We start from the raw sequence: 20,276 nt of genomic DNA, 5'->3' as shown, positions 1-20,276 counted from the left end.
CTCGGCGGCGGCCGCGTGCCACCCGTGGCCGGTACCGGACGGCTCTGCGAGAGTGGGCGGCGAACCGATCCGCAGTGAGTGGAGAAGACCCGATGAGCGACACCGGCGGCTGGGCCGGACCCGATCCGAAGGACCGGCCCGACGACGCCACGCCTCCCGCCGGAGGCCCGATCCCGCCCGCCCCGCCGCCGCCGGGAGCGCCCCACCAGCAGTACGGCTGGGGTCCGCCGCCCGGCTACGGCAAGCCGGGGGTGATCCCGCTGCGCCCGTTGTCGGTCAGCGAGATCCTGGACGGGGCGATCGCCACCATGCGCCGCCACCCCGGGCTGGTGTTCGGCTCCTCGGCTGTCGTCGCGGTCGTCGCCGCGGTGCTGCAGCTGCTGGCCAGCCGGTACCTGTTGCCGGACGTGTCGGCGTTGCAGAACCTCGGCCCCGCAGCCACCGACCAGCAGGTCCAGAACGCCGCGCTCAAGGCGCTCGGCGACACCGGGCTGGTGACCGGGATCGCGTTGATCATCACGGTGCTCACGCAGACCTTCCTGTCCGGGTTCCTGACCGTGGTGATCGGCAAGTCCGTGCTGGGCAGGCCGGTGACCTTCGCCGAGGCGATGGCCGAGGCGCGTCCGCGGTTCCTCCCGCTGCTCGGCGCGACGATCGTGTACTCGCTGGCGGTCGGCTTCGGATCGGTGCTGTGCCTGATTCCCGGCATCTGGCTGTTCACGCTGCTCGGCCTGACCACGCCCGCGCTCGTGCTGGAGCGCGGACGGGTCGGCGAGTCGTTGAGCCGCTCGCGGCAGCTGGTGTCCGGTTCGTGGTGGCGCTGCTTCGGCATCCTGCTGCTGGCCGGCCTGATCGCGACGGTGCTCCAGTACCTGATCGACATCCCGTTCCGGCTGCTGGCGGGCGGCACGATCACCGGTGAGGTCCCGGCCGGCTGGGGCGGCCTGCTGGTCGTCGCGCTGGGACAGGTGATCGCGCTGACGATCGTGCAGCCGTTCGCGGCGAACACGACCGCCCTGCTCTACATCGATCAGCGGATGCGCAAGGAGGGCATGGACCTCCAGCTGGCGCGGGCGGCGGGCACGGCTTGATCGCCGCGTGGCTCGCCGACGTCCCGGTCGTCATCGACGCCGACGACGCGCGCCGCGCCGCGCGGGCCGAGCTGTCCGACCCGGTCTACGCGCAGGCGCAGCCGAACTGGTTCGACCGGGCGATGGGCTGGCTGGTGCAGCGCATCGCGGACCTGTTCGGCGCGCTGGGAAGCGTGCCCGGCGGCGGGTTCGGTGTGCTCGTCCTGCTCGCCGTCGTGGTGCTGGTGGTCGTCGTGGTGCGGCTGCGGGTCGGTCCGCTCGCCCGCCCGGCCCGCCGGCCCGGTGCGGTGTTCGCGGAATCCCCGCGCACGGCCCAGGACTACCGGGACGCAGCGGAGCGGGCGTTCGCCGCCGGGGAGCTCGGCGCCGCCGTGCGTGACCGGTTCCGTGCGGTGGTCCGGGTGCTGGAGGAACGCGGCGTGCTGGACGAGCGGGCCGGGCGCACCGCGGACGAGGCCGCGCGTGCTGCCGGTGACCGGATGCCGTCCGCGCGGGACGCGCTGCGGCAGGGCGCGGAGCTCTTCGACGCCGTGCACTACGGCGGCCGGCAGGCCACCCCCGGGGAGTACCGCGACCTCGCCGACCTCGACGACCAGGTCCGCCGGGCGCGTCCCGAGGTGCCGGCGTGACCAGTGTGTCCCCGGACGCGTGCCGCATCTGGCGGGCCGCGCGGGCACCGGTGGTGATCGCGGTGATCGTGGTCCTCGGCGCGCTCGTCGTGCTGCTCGGCTCCGCGGGGCAGCAGCACGGGTCGCTCGACCCCGGCTCGGCCGACCCGGGTGGCTCGCGCGCGCTGGCGCGGCTGCTCGACCGGGCGGGCGTGCGGATCGTCACCGCCCGCACCTACGCCGACGCGGAAGCCGCCTTGCGCGACGGAGCGACGCTGCTGGTGACCGCTCCCGACCTCGTCGACCCGGGGAAGCTCGCGGCGCTACGGGCGCGCGCGGCGGACGCGGTGCTCATCGGCCCCGGTGACCGCGTGCTGAGCGTCCTGACGCCCGGGGTGGCCGGCACCGGCGAGCCCGGGACTGGGGTACGCGAACCCGCGTGCACCGTCGCGGCCGCCGTCGCCGCCGGGAACGCGGTCCTCGGCGGCCACGCCTACGCCGCGCACGGCCGCGCCCGCTCCTGTTACGACGGGACGCTGCTCCAGCTGCCCGGTGACCGCGGCACCACCACGATCCTCGGGGACGGCACCCCGATGACCAACGACCGCCTGGCCGACGAGGGTGACGCGGCGCTCGCGCTGCGCCTGCTCGGCCGCAGCGCGACGCTCGTCTGGTACCTGCCGTCGCCGTCGGACACCGGGAACGGGCTCGGGGCGCGCGCGTTCACCGACCTCGTCCCGGGGCCCTGGTTGTTCGGCACGATCCAGCTCGGTGCCGCCGTGGTCCTGTTCGCGCTGTGGCGGGCCCGCCGCCTCGGGCCGGTGGTGACCGAACGGCTACCGGTCGCCGTCCGCGCCGCCGAGACCACCGAAGGCCGCGCCCGGCTCTACCGGCGCGCGGGTGCCGCCGGCCACGCCGCGGATACGCTGCGGCAGGCGGCCCTGAACCGGATGCGGCCGCTGCTCGGGCTCGGCCCGGTGGCGGAAGCGCAGGCGGTGGTCGCCGCGGTCGCGGCCCGCACCGGACGGCCCGGCCCGGCCATCGAGGAGCTGCTGTACGGCCCGGCGCCCGGTGACGACGCCGGACTGGTCCGCCTCGCCGACGAGCTGGACCGCATCGAGAGGGAGATCAGTTGACCAGCACGGACACCAGCACCGACGCCCGGAACGCGTTGGTGGCGTTGCGCGCCGAAGTCGGCAAGGCGGTGGTCGGCAACGACGCCGCGGTCACCGGGCTCATCATCGCGCTGCTGTGCCGCGGGCACGTCCTCGTCGAGGGCGTGCCCGGCGTGGCGAAGACCCTGCTGGTGCGGGCGCTGGCGACCGCGCTCGACCTGGACACCACGCGCATCCAGTTCACCCCGGACCTGATGCCCGGTGACGTCACCGGCTCGATCGTCTACGACTCGCGCGCCGGCGAGTTCTCCTTCCGCGCCGGCCCGGTGTTCACGAACCTGCTGCTCGCCGACGAGATCAACCGCACCCCGCCGAAGACCCAGAGCGCGTTGCTGGAGGCGATGGAGGAGCGGCAGGTCTCCGTCGACGGCCGTCCGCGGCCGCTGCCCGACCCGTTCATCGTGATCGCCACCCAGAACCCGGTCGAGTACGAGGGCACCTACCCGCTGCCCGAGGCGCAGCTGGACCGGTTCCTGCTCAAGCTCACCGTGCCGCTGCCGGCCCGGGACGACGAGATCGGCGTGCTGGCCCGGCACGCGCAGGGTTTCGACCCGCGTGACCTGGCCGCCGCCGGGGTGCGCCCGGTCGCGGGGGCGGAGCAGCTCGCCGCCGCGCGGGCCGCGGTGGCCGGGGTGACGGTCGCGCCGGAGCTGCTCGGCTACATCGTCGATCTGTGCCGCGCGACACGGGCGATGCCGTCCGTGCGGATCGGGGTGTCCCCGCGCGGCGCGACGGCGTTGCTGGCGGCGACCCGGGCGTGGGCCTGGCTGTCCGGACGCGGGTTCGCCACACCGGACGACGTGAAAGCGCTTGCGCGGCCCGCGTTGCGGCACCGGCTGGACCTGCGCCCGGAGGCCGAGCTGGAGGGCGCGACCGCGGACGGCGTGATCGAGCGCGTGCTCGCCACCGTCCCCGTCCCGCGCTGACATGGCGATCACCGGCAAGGTCGGGCTACTGGCGCTCGTCGGCGTCGTCCCGGTGGCGATGGGGCTGCCGTCGTGGACGGGCGTGCTCGTGGTGCTCGGTGCGCTCGCCGCCGCGGTGGCGGTGGACGTGCTGCTCGCGGCCCCGGTGCGGGGGCTGACCTTCGCGCGGTCCGGGCCGGCGGTCGTCCGCCTCGGCGAGACGGCCGAGGTGACGTTGTGGGTGACCAACCCGGGAAGGCGGCCGCTGCGGGGGGTGCTGCGGGACGCGTGGCCGCCGAGCGCCGGGCTGGAACGGGACCGGTTCCGCATCACGGTACCGCCGGGGGAGCGGCGGCCGGTCGTGGTCCGGCTGCGGCCGGTGCGCCGCGGGGACCGCACGGCGCACCGCGTGACGGTGCGCGCGCTCGGACCGCTCGGGCTGGCCGGGCGCCAGGGATCGCACCGCGTGCCGGGGACCCTGCGGGTGCTGCCGCCGTTCAGCAGCCGCAAGCACCTGCCGTCGCGGCTGACCCGGCTGCAACAGCTGGACGGCAGGCAGGCGGCGCTGGTGCGTGGCGAGGGCACCGAGTTCGACTCGCTGCGCGAGTACGTCATCGGCGACGACGTGCGGTCCATCGACTGGCGCGCCACGGCGCGCGCCGCGGACGTGATGGTGCGGACGTGGCGGCCGGAGCGGGACCGGCGGGTGCTCGTGGTGCTGGACACCGGCCGGACGGCGGCGGCCCGGGTGGGCGACGTGCCGCGGCTGGACGCGGCGCTGGATGCCGCACTGCTGCTCGCGGTGCTGGCGTCCCGGGCGGGTGACCGGGTCGACTTCCTGGCCTACGACCGGCGGGTGCGGGCGGACGTCCGCGGGCTCGCGGCCGGTGAGCTGCTGCCGGGGCTGGTGACCGCGATGGCGCCGCTCGAGGCGAGCCTGGTGGAGACCGACGCGCGGGGCATGGTGGCCGAGGTGCTCCGCCGCGCCCGCCGCCGGTCGCTGGTGGTGCTGCTGACCGGGCTGGACGCGGCGCCGCTGGAGGAGGGCCTGCTGCCCGTGCTGCCGTCCGTGGTGGCCCGGCACCAGCTGGTGGTGGCCGGTGTGGCGGACCCCGGCGTCACCGCGATGGCCCGCGCCCGCGGCGACGCGGAAGCCGTCTACGACGCGGCCGCCGCCGAACGGACGCTGGCGGAGCGCCGGCGTGTCACGAGCCTGCTCGCGCAGCGCGGGGTGACGGTGGTGGACGCGGTGCCCGACCGGCTGGCGCCCGCGCTCGCCGACAGCTACCTGGCCCTGAAGGCCGCCGGCCGCCTGTAGCGCACGGGCCGCGGTCAGTCCGTGGCGATCACCATGAACAACCGGGTGCTCAGGCGCTGCATCAGCTCCTCCGGCACCTCGCCGAGCTGACGCGTCAGCGACTCCTTGGGCACGTGGTCCAGCCACGTGTAACGCACCCACCCGCCACTGCCGGTGGCCACGCTGAGCGGCACGGGGTGCTCGATGACCTCCATGGTCACGACGTGCTCGTCGTCGATGTCGTTGAGCATGTTGCCGGAGAAGACCAGCACCCGTCGCGATCCGGGGGAGACGGCCCAGATCTCGCCCCTACGCGGCCGAGGAGCCACGGGCACGCCAGTCGTCCGCGGCGGCCCGCACCTGTTCGGGGTGCTCGGCGTTCCACCGCGCCTGCTGCTCGCACAGTTGCCGGTAGGCCTCCCGCCCGACGGCGGCCCGCACCCAGTCGCCCACGGACTGGCCCGACTGCTCGGCGAGGGCCGTCACCAGCGCGTACGTGTCATCGGAAAGCTCCAGCCGCATGCCCTCCACCCTAGGTCGTGGCACCGGCGATTCCGGGCAACGGCGTGTCAGCCGGCCTCGGGCAGCAGGTCACCGGCGTGCCGCGACGCCACGTCCCCGGTGACCCCGGCCCGCACGGCCCGCCGCCCCAGCACGAACACGTACAGCAGGAACAGCACCTCCGCGACCAGCCCGATCGCGATCCGCCCCCACGTCGGCAGGCCGGACGGCGTCACGAACGCCTCGATGACACCGGACACGAGCAGCACGCACGCCAGCCCGAGCGCCATGCCCGCGGCTGCCCGGCCTTCCTGCGCCAGCGCCGCCGCCCGGGACCGCCCACCCGGGGCGAGGACCGTCCACCCGAGACGGAGGCCCGTGCCGGCGGCGACGAACACCGCGGTCAGTTCCAGCAGCCCGTGCGGGGTGATCAGCCCGAAGAACACGTCCAGCCGCCCGGCGGCGGCCATGAACCCGGCGGACAGGCCGACGTTGAGCACGTTCTGCCACAACGCGATGAGCACCGGGACGCCCAGCAGCACCCCGAAGAACAAGCACATGGCCGCGACCCACGCGTTGTTCGTCCACACCTGCGCGGCGAACGAGGCGGCCGGGTTGGCCGAGTAGTAGGTCTCGAACTGCCCGCCCGGCTCGGTGAGCGCGCGGACGTCCTCCGGCGCGGCGAGGCTCGCCCGCACCTGCGGGTCGCCCGCGATCCACGCGCCGATCAGGCCGCCCAGCAGGATCGACACCACCGCGGCCGGCAACCACCACCGGACGCTCGTGTAGACGGCGGCGGGGAACCGCTGCGCGAAGAACAGCCCGGCCTCGCGCCAGGCCGGGCTGTGCGCGCCGGTGACGGCCGAGCGGGCGCGCGCGACCAGCGCCGACAGCCACGACAGCAGCGCCGGGTCCGGGGCGGCGGAGCGCACCACCGACAGGTGGGTCGCCGCGCGCTGGTAGAGCGTGACCAGCTCGTCGGCCTCCGGGCCGGTCAGCCTGCGCGCGGCGAGCAGCGTGTCCAGCCGGGCCCATTCGGCGCGGTGGGCCGCGACGAACAGGTCCACGTCCATGGGGGCAGATTACAGTGACCGGGTGACAGAACCCGGCTTGGTGACCGGCGAGGCCGTCGTGCTGGAGCTGCCGATCGCGCAGCTCGCCAGCAGGGCCGCGGCGTTCGCGGTCGACGTGGCGATCCAGGCCGCCGCGCTCCTGCTCTTCACCCTCGTCCTCCTCCTGGCGGGCATGCACGACGAGGCGTTGCTGGGCGCGCTGGCGCTGGGGTTCTTCGTGCTGGTGCGGATCGGGTACCCGGTGCTGTTCGAAACGCTCAGCCGTGGCCGCACCCTCGGCAAGATGGCGATGGGGCTGCGCGTGGTGCGGGACGACGGCGGCCCGGTCCGCTTCCGCCACACCCTGACCCGCGCCCTGGCGGGCGCGATCGTCGACTTCGGGCCGGTGCTGCTGTGGAGCGCGGTGGCGTTGTTCGTGTCGCTGTTCTCGCCGCGGTCCAAGCGGGTGGGCGACTACCTGGCGGGCACGGTCGTCATCCGGCAGCGCGCCGCGCAGCCGGTGGCGCCGGCCATCGAGATGCCACCGGCGCTGGCCGGGTGGGCCGCGCAGCTGGACCTGACCGCGCTCACCGACGACCTGGCGCTGGCCGCCCGGCAGTACCTCGCGCGGTACGGCGAGCTGAGCGACCGGGCGCGGGACCCCCTGGGGCACCAGCTGGTGCACGACGTCGCGACGCGCATCGGCGCGCCGCTGCCCCGGGGCGTGCCGCCGTGGGCCTACCTGCAGGCGGTGCTCGCGGAACGGCGCCGCCGCGCGGGCGACCAGGCCGGGGTGGGCCGGCCGCCCGCCCCGCCACCGGCGCCGGTTGCCGTGCCGCCGGCCGAAGCGGGTGAGGCCGGGCCGCCGCGCGGCTTCACCCCGCCCAGCTGACATCCGGTCCGGTGTCCCGCAGCGGTCGTCCCTCCTGCCGAGCGGGGTGGCGTTCGCGCTCGGTGAACACCGCGTCGCCGCCCGGGACCGCCGCCGGGCCGGGCCGCGCGATGGCCGTAAGGTGGAGCCCATGGCGGAGACTTCCCGGACCTCCCGGTTCACCCTGGACAACGGCTTGCGCGTGGTGCTCGCGCCGGATCCGACCGCTCCGGTGGTCGGCGTCGCCGTGCACTACGACGTCGGCTTCCGCTCCGAGCCGGAAGGGCGCACCGGGTTCGCCCACCTCTTCGAGCACCTGATGTTCCAGGGCAGCGAGAGCCTGGAGAAGCTCGCGCACTTCAAGATCGTGCAGTCCAGCGGGGGCACCTTCAACGGGTCGACCCACCCGGACTACACCGACTACTACGAGGTTCTGCCCTCGGCGGCGCTGGAGCGTGCGCTGTTCCTCGAGGCCGACCGCATGCGCGCGCCCAAGCTGACGCGGGAGAACCTGGCCAACCAGATCGACGTGGTCAAGGAGGAGATCCGCCTCAACGTGCTGAACCGGCCCTACGGCGGGTTCCCGTGGATCCTCCTGCCCCCGGTGCTCTACTCGACGTTCCCCAACGCGCACAACGGCTACGGCGACTTCACCGACCTGGAGCAGGCGAGCCTGGACGACTGCGCCGCGTTCTTCGACACCTACTACTCGCCGGCCAACGCCGTGCTCACCGTCGCCGGCGACTTCGACCCGGACCGGGCGCGCGAGCTGATCGGCAAGCACTTCGGCGACGTGCCGCACCGCCCGGCGCCGCCCAAGCGCTCGTTCGCCGAGCCGCCGCCGTCCGGCGAGGTCCGCGGTCACCACACCGATCCGCACGCGCCGCTGCCCGCGCTGGCCGTCGGCTACCGGATGCCGGACCCGGTCCGCGAGCTGGACGCCTACCTCGCCAACCTGGTCCTGGCCGGTGTGCTGACCGACGGCGACGGCTCCCGCCTCCAGCAGCGGCTGGTGCACCGCGAGCCGCTGGTCACCGACATCGGCGCGGGCGCCGGCCTGTTCGGGCCGTTCGAGGCGCGCGACCCGGACACGTTCTCGATCACCGCCATCCACTCGCCGGACGTGACGGCCGAGCGCGTGCTGACCGCGATCGACGAGGAACTGGAGAAGCTGGCGGCCACGCCGCCGGACGCGCAGGAACTGGCCAAGGTGACCGCGCGGTGGAGCGCGAGCCTGCACGCCGAGCACGACCGGCTGATGTCCCGGACGCTGTCGATCGGCGCGTTCGAACTGCTCTACGGGGACCCGTCCCTGGTGCACCAGCTGCCGGACCGGATGGCCGCGGTCACCGGTGCCGATGTGGCCGCCGCGGCCAAGGCGCTGCGGCCCGACTCGCGGGCGGTCCTGCTCGTCGAGCCCGAAGGGGGAGCGAAGTGACGACCGTCGGACACCGCAGCGCCGAGGAGATCGGCCGCACGGCCAGTGGCCCGCGCCCGGTCCCGGAACTCGGTGCGCAGATCGCCGCCGCGGACCTGGCCCACGTGGACACCGTGCTGCCCAGCGGGTTGCGCCTGCTCGCGGTGCGCAAGCCGACCGTGCCGCTGGTCGAGCTGCGCCTGCGGATCCCGTTCGGCGGTACCGAGCCGCTGCACGCGGCCACCGCCGAGGTGCTCGCCGAGACCATGCTCACCGGCACCGCCCGGCGGGACCGCGTCGAGATCGACACCGAACTGGCGTTGATCGGCGGCGAGCTGGACACCGTGGTCGATCCGGAGCGGCTCACCATCTCCGGCAACGGCCTGGCGACCGGCCTGCCGACGCTGCTGGACGTGCTCGCCGACGCACTCACCGGTGCGTCCTATGTGGACGAGGAGGTGGCGCGGGAGTCGGCCCGGCTGGTCGAGCGGCTGGCGGTGTCCCGCACCCAGCCGCGGGTGATCGCGCGCGAGGCGCTGCTCCGGCACGTCTACGGCGACCACCCGGCGACCCGCGAGATGCCGCAGGCGTCCGACGTCGAGCAGGTGACGCCGGAGGCCGTGCGCGCGCTGCACGCCGCGTCCGTGCTGCCGCGCGGTTCCGTGCTCGTCATCGTCGGCGACGTCGACCCGGAGCAGATCGCCGGGGACGTCGAGCGCGCGTTGTCCGGCTGGGCGTCGGACCGCCCGGCGGTCGCGATGCCCGGGCTGCCCGAGGTGACCGGTGGTGACCTGCTGCTGGTGCCCCGGGCCGGGGCGGTGCAGTCGCAGATCCGGCTCATCGCGCAGTCGCTGCCCCGCACCGATCCGCGTTACCCCGCGCTCCAGCTGGCGAACCTGACCTACGGCGGCTACTTCTCGTCCCGGCTGGTGGAGAACATCCGCGAGGACAAGGGCTACACCTACAGCGCCCACTCCGGGTTCGAGTTCACCGGCACCACCGCGACCGTGGGCGTGGACGCGGACACGGCGAACGAGGTCACCGCGGCCGCGCTGCTGGAGACCCGCTACGAGCTGGGCCGCCTCGCGGTCGTGCCGCCGACGGCCGAGGAGGTGGAGTCGGTGCGCCAGTACGCGATCGGCTCGCTGCTGACCGCGACCTCGTCGCAGGCCGGGCTGGCGAGCCAGCTCGCCGCGCTGACCGCGGCGGGCCTGGGTGCGGAGTGGCTGGCCGAGCACCCGCGGCGGGTCGCCGAGGTCACGGTCGAGGAGGTCGCGCAGGCCGCGCTCGACTTCTTCGCCCCGGCCCGCTTCACCGGGGTCGTGGTGGGTGACGCCGACACGCTCGCGCCGCAGCTGACCGCGCTGGGCGGGGTCGCGGTGGGGGAGCCCGGCCAGTGACCGTCGCACCGTTCAGGCTGGGCCGCCTCCCGACCCTCTCCCGGTCCACAGTGGACCGTCAGGAGATGTTGCGGACCAACCCCGAGCGCCTGCGCGCCCGCTGGCGGGACGCGCAGGTGATGCTGCTGGACAAGCAGTTGCGCACGCCGGTGCGCGAGGGGGAGCCCGTCCTGGCCACCCGCAAGGCGCTGACCTTCGGGGAGGAACCGCCGGCTGACGCGGTGTTCCTCGGCGAATGGCAGGGCGTCGACCACTGGTCGCTGCCCGGTGAGCCGGAGGGCGAACCGGAGATCGTGCAGCAGCCGGGCAGCTGGGGCGTGCCCGAGGAGGTGCCCCGCGTCGACGGCGAGCTGTGGGTGACGCTGCGGGCGCACGGTGACCAGCTCGACGACACCGCGGCGGGGCTGTTCACCACGGCACAGGCGCTGCGCTTGTGGCACCGGCAGGCGCGGTTCTGCGTGCGCGACGGTAGCCCGACGCACCTGGTGCAGTTCGGCTGGGCGTCGAAGTGCGAGTCGTGCGGCCGCGAGGAGTACCCGCGCACCGACCCGGCGATCATCTGCCTGGTGCACGACGAGGAGGGCGTCAACGGCGAGCACGTGCTGCTGGCGCGGCAGCCGGTGTGGCCGCCGGGGCGGTTCTCCGTGCTGGCCGGGTTCGTCGAGGCCGGCGAGTCGCTCGAAGGCTGCTGCGTGCGGGAGATCCGCGAGGAGGTCGGCGCCGACGTCCACGACGTGCGGTACCTGGGCAGCCAGCCGTGGCCGTTCCCGCGGTCGATCATGCTCGGGTTCACCGCCAAGGCCGACCCGGCGCGCCCGCTGGTTCCCGCGGACGGCGAGATCGAGACCGCGATGTGGGTGCCGCGCGCCGACGTGCGAGCGGCCTTCGAAGCCGGCGGCCGCCCGGTGCCGATCCTGGACGGGGCGGGCGAACTGATCCTGCCGGGTAACGCCTCGATCGCCCGCGTGATGCTGGAAGCCTGGGCCTACGCCGACCGGGGTTGACGCGGTCCGGGCCGCCGGCACGCGCCGGAGGCCTGGGCGCGGTGGGCGGCATCGTTGATTACCAGGCCGGACACCAGCCCGGCTGCGGACACCGTTGCCGGCACCCGCGTCCACCAGGATCTGCTTGAACCCGCCGCTCGCGGCGCCGATCAGGACGATCCCGGCGATCGGGCCGAGCCGCCCGCTGACCGCCGGCGACAGCCGGTCGCGGGTGAACCCGGCGGCCCGGCCCAGCGTGGCCACGCCCAGCAGCACGGCTGCGAGCAATGGAATCAGCGGGTCGCCGGCGGAGTCGAGCATCCCGGCCGGCGCAGCTCCTCCTCGCTGCCGCTGCGCGCCGGCACCAGGTGTTCCGGCGCCGCCGCAGCGGGCACCCACCGGGCGGCGAGGGTGCTCACGGCACTTCCTGGGCCAGCTCGGTGAGCGCCCGGTCCACGATCGCCGCGGGGGATTCCCGGACGTCGGCGACCATCCCGCGCTCGTCCGTTCCGAGGGGTTCGAGGTCGGCGAGCTGGGAGTCCAGCAGCGACACCGGCATGAAGTGCCCGTTGCGCCCGCGCATCCGCTCCGCCAGCACGTCCCGCGGGCCGTCCAGGTGCAGGAACCACAGGTCCCCGCCGGTCCGCAGCACGTCCCGGTAACCACGCTTGAGCGCGGACGACGACACCACACCGCCGGACCGCTGGTGCGCGGTGATCCACGCCGCGATCGCCCGCAACCACGGCCACCGGTCGTCGTCGGTGAGCGGATGGCCGGACGACATCTTCTGGATGTTCGCCGGCGAGTGGAACGTGTCCGCTTCGGCGTACTCGACACCCAGGCGCTCGGCCAGCATCGCCCCGACCGTCGTCTTGCCCGACCCGGCTACCCCCATTACGACGATGACCGTCATCTCGCTGACCTCCCTGTGATCGCTGCATCGCAAAGGTACTACTTATTCGGTCACAAGTACTACTTGATCGTGTCAGGGTCTACCGTCACCGTCGTGGCCGAGGGAATGCACGAGCGCATGCTCGACGCGGTGGGCACCGCGATCGCCTGCGGGCAGCTGCCGCCGGGCTCGGTGCTGCGGCTGGAGGAGCTCCAGCAGAGCCACGGTGCCTCCCGCACCGTCGCCCGGGAGGTGGTGCGCGCGCTGGAGGCGATGCGCCTGACCACCAGCAAGCGCCGCGTCGGCATCACCGTGCGGGACTGCGCCGACTGGAACCACTACGACCCCCGGCTGATCCGCTGGCAACTCGACAGCGAGCACCGGCCGGTGGCGCTGCGCAACCTCATGGAGCTGCGCTGGGCGGTCGAACCGAGCGCCGCGCGATTCGCCGCGCTCCGGGCGAGCCCCGAGGACCGCGGACGGCTGCGCGCCCTGGGCGCCCGGCTGGAAGCCACCGCGCACGCGCGGGACCTGACCACCTTCCTCCGGCACGACATCGCCTTCCACCACCTGGTGCTCGCCGCGTCCGGGAACCCGATGTTCGGGCAGCTGTCCGCGGTCGTCGCGGAGGTGCTCACCGGGCGGACCGAGCACGGCCTGATGCCGCTGGAACCGCAGCCGGAGGCCGTCGCCCTGCACCTGGAGGTCGCGCACGCGGTCGACCGCGGCGACGCGGAGCGGGCCGAGCAGGCGATGCGCGGCATCATGCTCCAGGCGCGGGATGAGGTCGCTGAGCAGTTCCAGTAGTCTGCCCGCGAACATCGACCTCGGGGGAGCGACGACGTGAGTGCCGCACGGGCGATCGGCCTGCTGCTGGGGGCGGTGGCGGACGGGGTGATCGGCGAGCCGAAGCGCGGACGGCCGGTCACCACCTTCACCCGCGCCGTCCGCGACCTCGGCACCCGGCTGCCCCCGCACCGCACCGCCGGGATCGTCTACACCGGCGGGCTGGCCGGTTCGGCCGTGCTGGCCGGGCTGCTCGCCGAGCGGTCGGTGCGGGGCCGCCCGGCCCTGCAGGCACTGGGCACCGCGGTCGTGACCTGGGCGGTCCTCGGTGGCGCCGGGCTCGCCGCGGACGGCACCGAACTGGCCCGCGACCTCGAAGAAGGGCGGCTGGACGCGGCCCGGGACAAACTCGCCGAACTGGACAGCAGGCAGACCGGCGGGCTGAACGTGGTGGGGCTGTCCCGGGCGGCGGTGGAGTCGGTCGCCCAGCACACCGCGGACGCGGTCGTCGGGCCGCTGTTCTGGGGCGCGGTGGCCGGGATGCCCGGCCTGCTCGCCGCGCGCACCGCCTCGGTACTGCGGACGGTGAGCGACCCGACGCAGCCGGCCGGGCGGTCGGCCCGGCGTCTGGACGACCTGGTCAACCTGCTGCCGGCCCGGTTCGCGGCGGCGTTGACGGTGGCCGGTGCACCGGTGGTGGGTGGTTCGGCGGCCGGGGCGTGGCGTGCGTGGCGGCGCGACACGGCGGCTCACCCGAGCCCCACCACGGGCCGCATGGCGGCCGCGTTCGCCGGTGCGCTGGAGATCCGCCTCGGCGGTCGCACGGTCTACCCGCACGGCGTCGAGGAACTGCCGGTGCTGGGCGACGGCCGGAACCCCGATGCCGGCCACGTGACCCGCGCGGTCGAACTGTCCCGCGTGGCCGGGTGGCTGGCCGGGGTCAGTTCCGCTGTGCTGGCTGCTCTTGCCGGTCTGCGTCTTCCCGGTCTGCGCCTTCCCGGTCTGGGCCGCCGGCCGCGTGCTCCCCGGCTTCGTCCTCGGCCAGGATCTCCGCGACCGACTTCCGCTTCCGCTTCCCGGCCATCTCGTTGAGCACCCCGCCGGGCTTCATCTCCCGGACGGTGAAGTACACCAGGCCGGCGATGGCCATGATCCCGAACGCGATCCACTGCAGCGCGTAGGAGAAGAACGGTCCGGCGTCGGTCTGCGGCAGCGGCAGCGGGTTGAGCACGCCGGGCTGGTCCGAGTCGAGCTGGAAGTACCCGCCGCGGATGTCCAGACCACTCGCCCGGGCCACCACGCGGCTGTCCACGACGTAGCTCTGCAGCTTGCCGCGGGTGGACGCGTCGGCGAAGGCGTCCCGGTTCTTCGGGTCGGTCTCGTCCTGCCGGATGCGTGCCACGACCGTCACCGGACCGGCCGGCGGCGCGGCGTACGGCGGCACCTCGGTGCGGGAGTCGGGCGGCAGGTAGCCCCGGTCGACGAGCACGACCTGCCCGTCGGTGGTGCGGAAGGGGGTGAGCACCTCGAAGGCGGGCTGGCCCTGCACGGTCCGCAACCGCGCGACGACCTCGTGCTCGGGCAGGTACGTGCCGGTGATCGACACGCGGGTCCACTCGGTGCGGCTGTCCGGGGTGGCGCCGGGCGGCAGGACGTCGTTCAGCGGGCGCGGGTCGGCGGTGAGCGAGGCTTCGATGGCCTTGTTCTGCGCCTCGCGCTGCTCGTTGCGGGAGAACTGCCACGGCGAGAGCAGCGTGAAGCAGGCGAACGCGAACGCGAGCACACCCACCACGAGGGCGAGCCAGCTCGGCCTGAGGAGGAACTTCAGCCGCACACCCCTACGGTAGGCGGTCGGCGGTGGGGACGGTGTGGGAGGTGCGGCCAGACCCGGCCCGGCTCCGGCGTGTGCCGCAGGTCACGGCGGCGACCCCGGGTCGCGTCAGCCGAGGGCCGCCCGCGCCGCGCGCAGGGCCTGCCGCGCGTAGCCGGCGCCGAACACGGCGGCGTGCATCAGCAGCGGGAACAGCTGGTGCAGCTCCACCCGCTCCCGCCACCCCTCGGCGAGCGGGGCGTCCAGGTCCTTCGCCGCCTCCTCGTACGCGCCGAGGATGTGACCCAGCAGCGGCGTCCCGAACAGCTGGAGCATCGCCAGGTCCGCCTCGCGGTGCCCGCCGTGCGCCGCCGGGTCGATCAGCCACACCGCGCCCTGCGCCCAGTGCACGTTGCCGCTCCACGCGTCGCCGTGGATGCGGGACGGCGGCTCCGGCGGCCCGCCCAGCTCCGGCAACCGTGCGCACAGCCGCTCGAACACCGCGGCCTGCTCGGTGTCGTACAGGCCCTGGTCCACGCACATCCGCACGTAGGGCAGCACCCGCTGCGCGGCGTAGAACGACGCCCAGTCCTCGCCCGGCTCGTTGCGCATCGGCGCCAGGCCCATCCACGCGTCGGCGGGCCCGCCCGGCGGCGGCGACCCGTAGGCCGGTGCGCCCCGCAGGTGCAGCCGCGCCAGGCCGCGCCCGAACTCCTCCGCCGCCGCGGCCTCCGGGTAGGTCGGCGGGACGTAGGCCATCACGATCCACTCGCCGTCGTGCGCGTGGACCTCGGGGACCGGGACGTCGCCGTACTCGCCGAGCCACCGCAGCCCCGCGGCCTCGGCCTCGGTCGCGCCCGGTCCGGCACCTTCCTTGGCGACCAGCACACCGCGTCCGGCAGCGGTGACCAGGCACACGGCCCCGCCGCTGCGGCGCACCCCGGTGACCTCGACTCCCAGCAGCCGTTCCACGGCTTCCCGCGCGCTCATGGCTGTCGCTGTACCCGCGTCGGCATGTCCGACACGGTATCCGGGTGCGGCGGGCGGTGCACGGACGCGGTCACCGCCGGGCCTTCACCCAGTCGAGCAGCCCCGGCACGGTGCGCTCGATCATCGCCAGCACCTCGGGGAACCCGTCGTCGCCGCCGTAGTAGGGGTCCGGGATCTCCGCCCCGTCCGGGGCGGACGGGTCGAACGAGCGCAGCAGGCGCACGCGGTCCGGGTCGTCCACCATCCGCCGCAGCGTGCGCAGGTGGCCCTGGTCGGCGGCGAGCAGGAGGTCGGCGGCGAGGTGGTCACCATCCACCTGCGCGGCCACGTGCTTGGCGGAGTAGCCGTTCGCGCGCAGCGTGTCCCGGGCGCGCGGGTCGGCCGGTTCGCCGACGTGCCACGGCCCGGTGCCCGCGCTGGTCACCCGCACGCGGTCGGCCAGCCCGGCGCGCCGGAGGTGCTCCCGGACCACGATCGCCGCCATCGGGGAGCGGCAGATGTTGCCGGAACAGACGAAGCAGATGTGCAGGCTCGGCTCGGTCACACCCCGCAGTCTGCCCCACCGCACGTGCGAAGATCCCCCCATGCCCGTGCTCGCCGAAGTGATCGCCGCCCTGGAGGACGCCTACCCGCCCGCGCTCGCGGAGAGCTGGGACGCCGTCGGCCTGGTCTGCGGGGACCCGGCCGAGCCGGTCACGGACGTGCTGGTCTGCGTCGACCCGGTGGCGGCGACCGTCGACGAGGCGATCGACACCGGTGTCCAGCTGGTCGTCGCGCACCACCCGCTGCTGCTGCGCGGGGTGCACGGCGTGCCCGCCGACACGCCGAAGGGCCGCTTGGTGCACCGCCTCATCCGCGCCGGTGTCGCCCTGTACTGCGCGCACACCAACGCCGACTCGGCGAACCCCGGCGTCTCCGACGCGCTCGCCGAGGCGATCGGCCTGCGGGTGCTCCGCCCGCTCGACCCGCACCCGGACGGCACCACCGGCCTGGGCCGGATCGGTGAGCTGCCCGGGCCGGAGCCGTTCGCGGCGTTCGTGCACCGGGTCGCCGCCGCCCTGCCGCGGACCGAACCGGGCGTGCTCGGCGCCGGCGACCCGGATCGTCCGATTAGGACGGTGGCGGTGTCGGGCGGGGCCGGTGACGGTTTCCTCGCCGCCGCCACCGAAGCCGGCGTGGACGCCTACGTCACCGCCGACCTGCGCCACCACCCGGCCGGTGAGCACCTGGAGACCGGCCCCGGCGCGCCCGCGCTGGTCGGCCTGACCCACTGGGCGAGCGAGTGGCCGTGGTGCGGTCAAGCCTCGGCCGTCCTGCGCGCCGCGTTTGCGGGTAACGTCAACGTTCACGTGTCCACGCGCCGAACCGATCCGTGGACCATCCGTGGGTGAACCGAGGGAGTACCAGTGAAGGCAGAGCCGGCCGTCCAGCGTCAGCTGCTCGAGCTCGCGAAAGTGGATGCCGAGCTGTCCCGGGTCGAGCACCGCCGCCGCACCATGCCCGAGACCGCCGAGATCGAGGGCATCGAGAAGACCCTCCGCGAGCTGCGGGACACCGCGGTCCGCCACGAGACCGCGGCCTCGGACCTGGACCGCGAGATCGCGCGCCAGGAGAAGGAGATCGAGTCGGTGCGCGCCCGCGAGGAGCGCGACCGCAAGCTGATCGACGGCGGCACCGTCAACGCCAAGCAGGTCACCGACCTGCAGCACGAGCTGGAGACCCTGGCCCGCCGCCAGAGCGCGCTCGAGGACGACCTGCTGGAGCTGATGGAGCGCCGCGAGGCCCTGACCCTGGACGTGCAGCGCACCGGCGCCGAGGTGGACAAGACCGAGCAGGCACTGGCCGACGTGCGGAGCCGCCGCGACGAGACGCTCGCCGACCTGGACACCACGAAGGCCCGCCGCGAGGAGGACCGCGCCAAGCTGGTGCCGCGGTTCCCGGAGGGCCTGCTGAAGCTGTACGAGCGGGTCCGCGCGCACAAGGGCATCGGCGCCGCGCTGGTCCGGCAGCGCCGCTGCCTGGCGTGCAACATGGAGTTCGACCGCAACACGGTGGCCGAGATCAAGGCCGCGGCCGAGGACGAGGTCGTGCAGTGCGAGAACTGCGGCGCGATCCTGGTGCGCACCGTGGAGTCGGGCCTGTGAAGGTCGTCGTCGAGGCCGACGGCGGCTCGCGCGGCAACCCCGGCCCGGCCGGGTACGGCGCGGTGGTCCGCGACGCGGCCACCGGCGAGGTGCTGGCCGAGCGGCGGGAGGGCCTGGGCGTGGCGACGAACAACGTCGCCGAGTACTCCGGCCTGATCGCCGGACTGCGGGCCGCGGCCGGGCTCGGTGCCACCGAGGTGGCCGTGCGGATGGATTCCAAGCTGGTGGTCGAGCAGATGTCCGGCCGTTGGAAGATCAAGCACGAGGCGCTGCGCCCGCTCGCCGGCCAGGCTCGTGAGCTGGCCGCCGGGTTCGCGGGCGTGACCTACGAGTGGATCCCGCGCGCGCAGAACGCGCACGCCGACCGGCTCGCGAACGAGGCCATGGACACCCAGGCCGGACGGAGCACGGCCACCGAGCGCACCACCCCGCAGAAGTGGACCGGCGCACAGGGCACCCCCACGCGGATGATGTTGCTGCGGCACGGGCAGACCGCGATGTCGGTGGACCGCCGCTACTCCGGCCGTGGCGACGTGCCGCTCACCGAACAGGGCCTGCAGCAGGCGGCAGCCGCCGCGAAACGCCTCGCGGCGATGCCGGATCTCGGTGCGGACACCGCGGTGGTGGCCTCCCCGCTGACCCGCACCCGGCAGACCGCCCAGGCCGTCGCCGACGCGCTCGGTGCACGCGTGGCAACCGATCCCGGTCTGCTGGAGACCGACTTCGGCGAGTGGGAGGGCCTGACGTTCGCCGAGGCCGCTGAGCGCGACCCCGAGCTGCACGGCCGGTGGCTGCGCGACCCGTCCGTGCCGGCGCCGGGCGGGGAGAGCTTCGACGAGGTGCACCGGCGGGTGCGCCGCGCGCGGGACGAGCTGGTCGAGACCCACAGCGGGCGGACGATCGTGGTGGTCAGCCACGTCACGCCGATCAAGTCGCTGCTGCGGCTCGGGCTGGACGCCGGTCCGTCGCTGCTGTTCCGGCTGCACCTGGACCTCGCGTCGCTGTCGATCGTCGAGTTCTACCCGGACGGCAACGCGTCGGTCCGGCTGGTCAACGACATCTCCCACCTGGGCTAGAGCACCAGCCACAGCGCGACGGTCGCCGCCGCCAGACCGGCCGGGACCGTCGCCAGGCCGAGCCGGGTGAACTCGCCCAGGCCGGGCGCGTCCCGGCCGAGGACCCGTCGCCACAGCAGCGTCGCCAGCGAACCGACGTAGGTGGCGTTCGGGCCGATGTTCACCCCGAGCAGGACGGCGAGCAGCACCCCGGGCGCCGGGTGCGGGCCGATCGCGGACAGCAGGATCAGCGTGGCGGGCAGGTTGTTGACGAGGTTCGCCAGCGCTGCCGCGACGAACGCGGTGAGCAGCAGTTCGGGCAGTCCGGTGGTGGCCGGCAGCAGCGCCCGCAGCGGGCCGCCGAGCACGTGGTCCGACACCGCCTGCACCACGACCGCGAGCCCCGCCACGAACAGCACGAGTGGCGGATTCGCCGCGGCCACCAGCTGCCGCGGGCCGGTTTCCCGGCGCAGCAGCGCGCGCACGGCCAGGACGGCGGCGGCGATCGCGGCGACCCAGCCGGGTGCCAGTCCGATCAGCGGCCCGGCGCCGAACCCGGCGAGCGTCAGCGCGAGGACGACGAGCGCGAACACCGGCGTCGGCAGGCCGGTCTCCGGGGCGCGGGAGTGCCCGGTGAGGTCGCGCCGGAAGAACCACAGGAAGACCGCCAGCTCGACGGCGAGGGTGACCAGCCACGGCAGCGCCATCAGCGCGGCGAACCCGGTGAAGGTGAGCCCGGAGGCGGCGAAGGCCAGCAGGTTCGTCAGGTTGGAGACGGGCAGCAGCGTGGACGCCGAGTTGGCGAGGTGGGCGCACGCGTACAGGTGCGGTTTCGGCGGCAGGCCCAGTGTCTGCGCGGTCGCGAGGACCACCGGGGTCAGCAGCACGACCGTCGCGTCGAGGCTGAGGATCGCCGTGGTGCCGGCCGCCGCGGCGAACGTCAGGGCGAGCAGCAGGCGCGACCGGCCGCGGCAGGCGGTGGCCAGCCGGACACCGAGCCAGCGGAAGACACCCTCGCGGTTGGCCAGGTCGGCGAGGACCAGGATCGCCGCGAGGAACCCGAGCGTGGGCGCCAAGGTCGCGATCCGGGCGCCCGCCTCCCGGGGCGGCACCAGGCCGAGGGCGAGGACGAGCAGTGCGGCCGGGACCGCGGCGACCGCTTCCGGCCAGCCGCGCGGCCGGGCCATGGCGAACCCGAGAACGGCCCCGAGCGCACCCAGGCTCCCGACCGCCGCGACCATGTCTCCACGTTAGCGACCGTCCCGGTGTGCCCGCTCCGGACGGCGAACCGGCGACCGG

General features: G+C 74.7%; 22 protein-coding genes and 2 pseudogenes. 14 read left to right on the top strand and 10 right to left on the bottom strand.

Annotated features, from left to right (window positions below):
* Positions 1-92 precede the first annotated feature (92 nt).
* The 5 genes from FHX46_RS24420 to FHX46_RS24400 are packed head-to-tail and all read left to right on the top strand — an operon-like array spanning position 93 to position 5,097.
* A complete protein-coding gene (locus tag FHX46_RS24420; protein ID WP_167119446.1) occupies positions 93-1,091 on the top strand; it encodes a hypothetical protein in 999 nt (332 codons plus the stop codon).
* The gene (locus FHX46_RS24415; protein ID WP_167119444.1) at positions 1,088-1,720 is read left to right on the top strand and encodes a DUF4129 domain-containing protein; all 633 of its coding nucleotides are present in this window, start codon (positions 1,088-1,090) and stop codon (positions 1,718-1,720) included. The genes FHX46_RS24420 and FHX46_RS24415 overlap by 4 nt, the downstream gene beginning before the upstream one ends.
* A complete protein-coding gene (locus tag FHX46_RS24410; protein ID WP_167119441.1) occupies positions 1,717-2,835 on the top strand; it encodes a DUF4350 domain-containing protein in 1,119 nt (372 codons plus the stop codon). Before FHX46_RS24415 ends, FHX46_RS24410 begins: the two co-directional genes overlap by 4 nt.
* Positions 2,832-3,800 (top strand): AAA family ATPase, encoded by a 969-nt coding sequence (locus FHX46_RS24405; RefSeq protein WP_167119438.1) that lies wholly within the window; start codon positions 2,832-2,834, stop codon positions 3,798-3,800. Before FHX46_RS24410 ends, FHX46_RS24405 begins: the two co-directional genes overlap by 4 nt.
* Position 3,801: 1 nt before the next feature.
* Positions 3,802-5,097: a DUF58 domain-containing protein gene (locus tag FHX46_RS24400; protein WP_167119435.1), complete on the top strand. Its 1,296-nt coding sequence runs from the start codon at positions 3,802-3,804 to the stop codon at positions 5,095-5,097.
* 14 nt (positions 5,098-5,111) lie between these two features.
* Here FHX46_RS24400 and FHX46_RS24395 read toward each other — a convergent pair whose 3' ends face one another.
* The 3 genes from FHX46_RS24395 to FHX46_RS24385 are packed head-to-tail and all read right to left on the bottom strand — an operon-like array spanning position 5,112 to position 6,650.
* Complete coding sequence (locus FHX46_RS24395) at positions 5,112-5,411, bottom strand: hypothetical protein (protein WP_313886236.1); 300 nt, start codon at positions 5,409-5,411, stop codon at positions 5,112-5,114.
* Entirely contained in the window at positions 5,386-5,598 is a 213-nt protein-coding gene (locus tag FHX46_RS24390; RefSeq protein ID WP_167119432.1) for a hypothetical protein, read from the bottom strand. Before FHX46_RS24390 ends, FHX46_RS24395 begins: the two co-directional genes overlap by 26 nt.
* A 47-nt stretch (positions 5,599-5,645) precedes the next feature.
* Complete coding sequence (locus FHX46_RS24385) at positions 5,646-6,650, bottom strand: stage II sporulation protein M (protein ID WP_167119429.1); 1,005 nt, start codon at positions 6,648-6,650, stop codon at positions 5,646-5,648.
* A 40-nt stretch (positions 6,651-6,690) separates the two neighbouring features.
* Between FHX46_RS24385 and FHX46_RS24380 the strand changes: the two genes are divergently transcribed.
* The 4 genes from FHX46_RS24380 (at position 6,691) to nudC (ending at position 11,321) form a co-directional block, all read left to right on the top strand.
* Entirely contained in the window at positions 6,691-7,521 is an 831-nt protein-coding gene (locus FHX46_RS24380; RefSeq protein ID WP_167121644.1) for an RDD family protein, read from the top strand.
* 130 nt (positions 7,522-7,651) lie between these two features.
* Positions 7,652-8,938 carry a M16 family metallopeptidase gene (locus tag FHX46_RS24375; RefSeq protein ID WP_167119426.1) on the top strand — a complete coding sequence of 429 codons (1,287 nt, stop codon included), beginning with the start codon at positions 7,652-7,654 and terminating at the stop codon, positions 8,936-8,938.
* Complete coding sequence (locus tag FHX46_RS24370) at positions 8,935-10,317, top strand: M16 family metallopeptidase (protein ID WP_167119423.1); 1,383 nt, start codon at positions 8,935-8,937, stop codon at positions 10,315-10,317. The genes FHX46_RS24375 and FHX46_RS24370 overlap by 4 nt, the downstream gene beginning before the upstream one ends.
* Positions 10,314-11,321 (top strand): NAD(+) diphosphatase, encoded by a 1,008-nt coding sequence (gene nudC, locus FHX46_RS24365; protein WP_167119420.1) that lies wholly within the window; start codon positions 10,314-10,316, stop codon positions 11,319-11,321. Before FHX46_RS24370 ends, nudC begins: the two co-directional genes overlap by 4 nt.
* A 150-nt stretch (positions 11,322-11,471) precedes the next feature.
* Here the strand turns inward: nudC and FHX46_RS24360 are convergent.
* The 3 genes and pseudogenes from FHX46_RS24360 to FHX46_RS24355 all read right to left on the bottom strand — a co-directional run.
* Positions 11,472-11,621, bottom strand: a pseudogene (locus FHX46_RS24360) (gluconate transporter); the annotation flags it as partial.
* Complete coding sequence (locus FHX46_RS28920) at positions 11,594-11,719, bottom strand: hypothetical protein (RefSeq protein WP_279589483.1); 126 nt, start codon at positions 11,717-11,719, stop codon at positions 11,594-11,596. The pseudogene FHX46_RS24360 and the gene FHX46_RS28920, both read right to left, overlap by 28 nt.
* On the bottom strand, positions 11,716-12,213 hold the full coding sequence (locus FHX46_RS24355) for a gluconokinase (protein ID WP_167119417.1): 498 nt from the start codon (positions 12,211-12,213) through the stop codon (positions 11,716-11,718). Before FHX46_RS24355 ends, FHX46_RS28920 begins: the two co-directional genes overlap by 4 nt.
* 117 nt (positions 12,214-12,330) lie before the next feature.
* On the opposite strand from FHX46_RS24355, the gene FHX46_RS24350 reads away from it, so the two are divergent.
* On the top strand, positions 12,331-12,999 hold the full coding sequence (locus tag FHX46_RS24350) for a FadR/GntR family transcriptional regulator (protein ID WP_167121643.1): 669 nt from the start codon (positions 12,331-12,333) through the stop codon (positions 12,997-12,999).
* 36 nt (positions 13,000-13,035) lie between these two features.
* Positions 13,036-13,956 (top strand): annotated as a pseudogene (locus tag FHX46_RS24345) (cobalamin biosynthesis protein CobD/CbiB); the annotation flags it as partial.
* Here the strand turns inward: FHX46_RS24345 and FHX46_RS24340 are convergent.
* The 3 genes from FHX46_RS24340 to FHX46_RS24330 form a co-directional block, all read right to left on the bottom strand.
* Complete coding sequence (locus tag FHX46_RS24340; RefSeq protein ID WP_167119414.1) at positions 13,919-14,812, bottom strand: SURF1 family cytochrome oxidase biogenesis protein; 894 nt, start codon at positions 14,810-14,812, stop codon at positions 13,919-13,921. The pseudogene FHX46_RS24345 and the gene FHX46_RS24340 overlap by 38 nt on opposite strands.
* A 105-nt stretch (positions 14,813-14,917) precedes the next feature.
* On the bottom strand, positions 14,918-15,778 hold the full coding sequence (locus FHX46_RS24335) for a fructosamine kinase family protein (RefSeq protein ID WP_167119410.1): 861 nt from the start codon (positions 15,776-15,778) through the stop codon (positions 14,918-14,920).
* A gap of 70 nt (positions 15,779-15,848) precedes the next feature.
* Entirely contained in the window at positions 15,849-16,322 is a 474-nt protein-coding gene (locus FHX46_RS24330) for a low molecular weight protein-tyrosine-phosphatase (RefSeq protein WP_313886235.1), read from the bottom strand.
* A gap of 40 nt (positions 16,323-16,362) precedes the next feature.
* Here FHX46_RS24330 and FHX46_RS24325 point away from each other — a divergent pair, with 40 nt between their 5' ends.
* From FHX46_RS24325 to FHX46_RS24315, 3 genes are read left to right on the top strand one after another with little or no spacing between them, the layout of a single operon-like run.
* Positions 16,363-17,169: a Nif3-like dinuclear metal center hexameric protein gene (locus FHX46_RS24325; protein WP_167119404.1), complete on the top strand. Its 807-nt coding sequence runs from the start codon at positions 16,363-16,365 to the stop codon at positions 17,167-17,169.
* Between the two features lie 15 nt (positions 17,170-17,184).
* Complete coding sequence (locus FHX46_RS24320; protein ID WP_167119401.1) at positions 17,185-17,922, top strand: zinc ribbon domain-containing protein; 738 nt, start codon at positions 17,185-17,187, stop codon at positions 17,920-17,922.
* Complete coding sequence (locus FHX46_RS24315) at positions 17,919-18,998, top strand: bifunctional RNase H/acid phosphatase (RefSeq protein ID WP_167119398.1); 1,080 nt, start codon at positions 17,919-17,921, stop codon at positions 18,996-18,998. The genes FHX46_RS24320 and FHX46_RS24315 overlap by 4 nt, the downstream gene beginning before the upstream one ends.
* On the opposite strand, the gene FHX46_RS24310 is transcribed toward FHX46_RS24315, so the two are convergent.
* Positions 18,995-20,218: an SLC13 family permease gene (locus FHX46_RS24310; protein WP_167119395.1), complete on the bottom strand. Its 1,224-nt coding sequence runs from the start codon at positions 20,216-20,218 to the stop codon at positions 18,995-18,997. The two genes, FHX46_RS24315 and FHX46_RS24310, sit on opposite strands and share 4 nt — an antisense overlap.
* Positions 20,219-20,276: the final 58 nt, after the last annotated feature.

Origin of the sequence: Amycolatopsis viridis (assembly GCF_011758765.1) — a bacterium.
GTDB lineage: Bacteria > Actinomycetota > Actinomycetes > Mycobacteriales > Pseudonocardiaceae > Amycolatopsis_E > Amycolatopsis_E viridis.
This window is presented reverse-complemented; position numbering and strand designations above follow the sequence as displayed.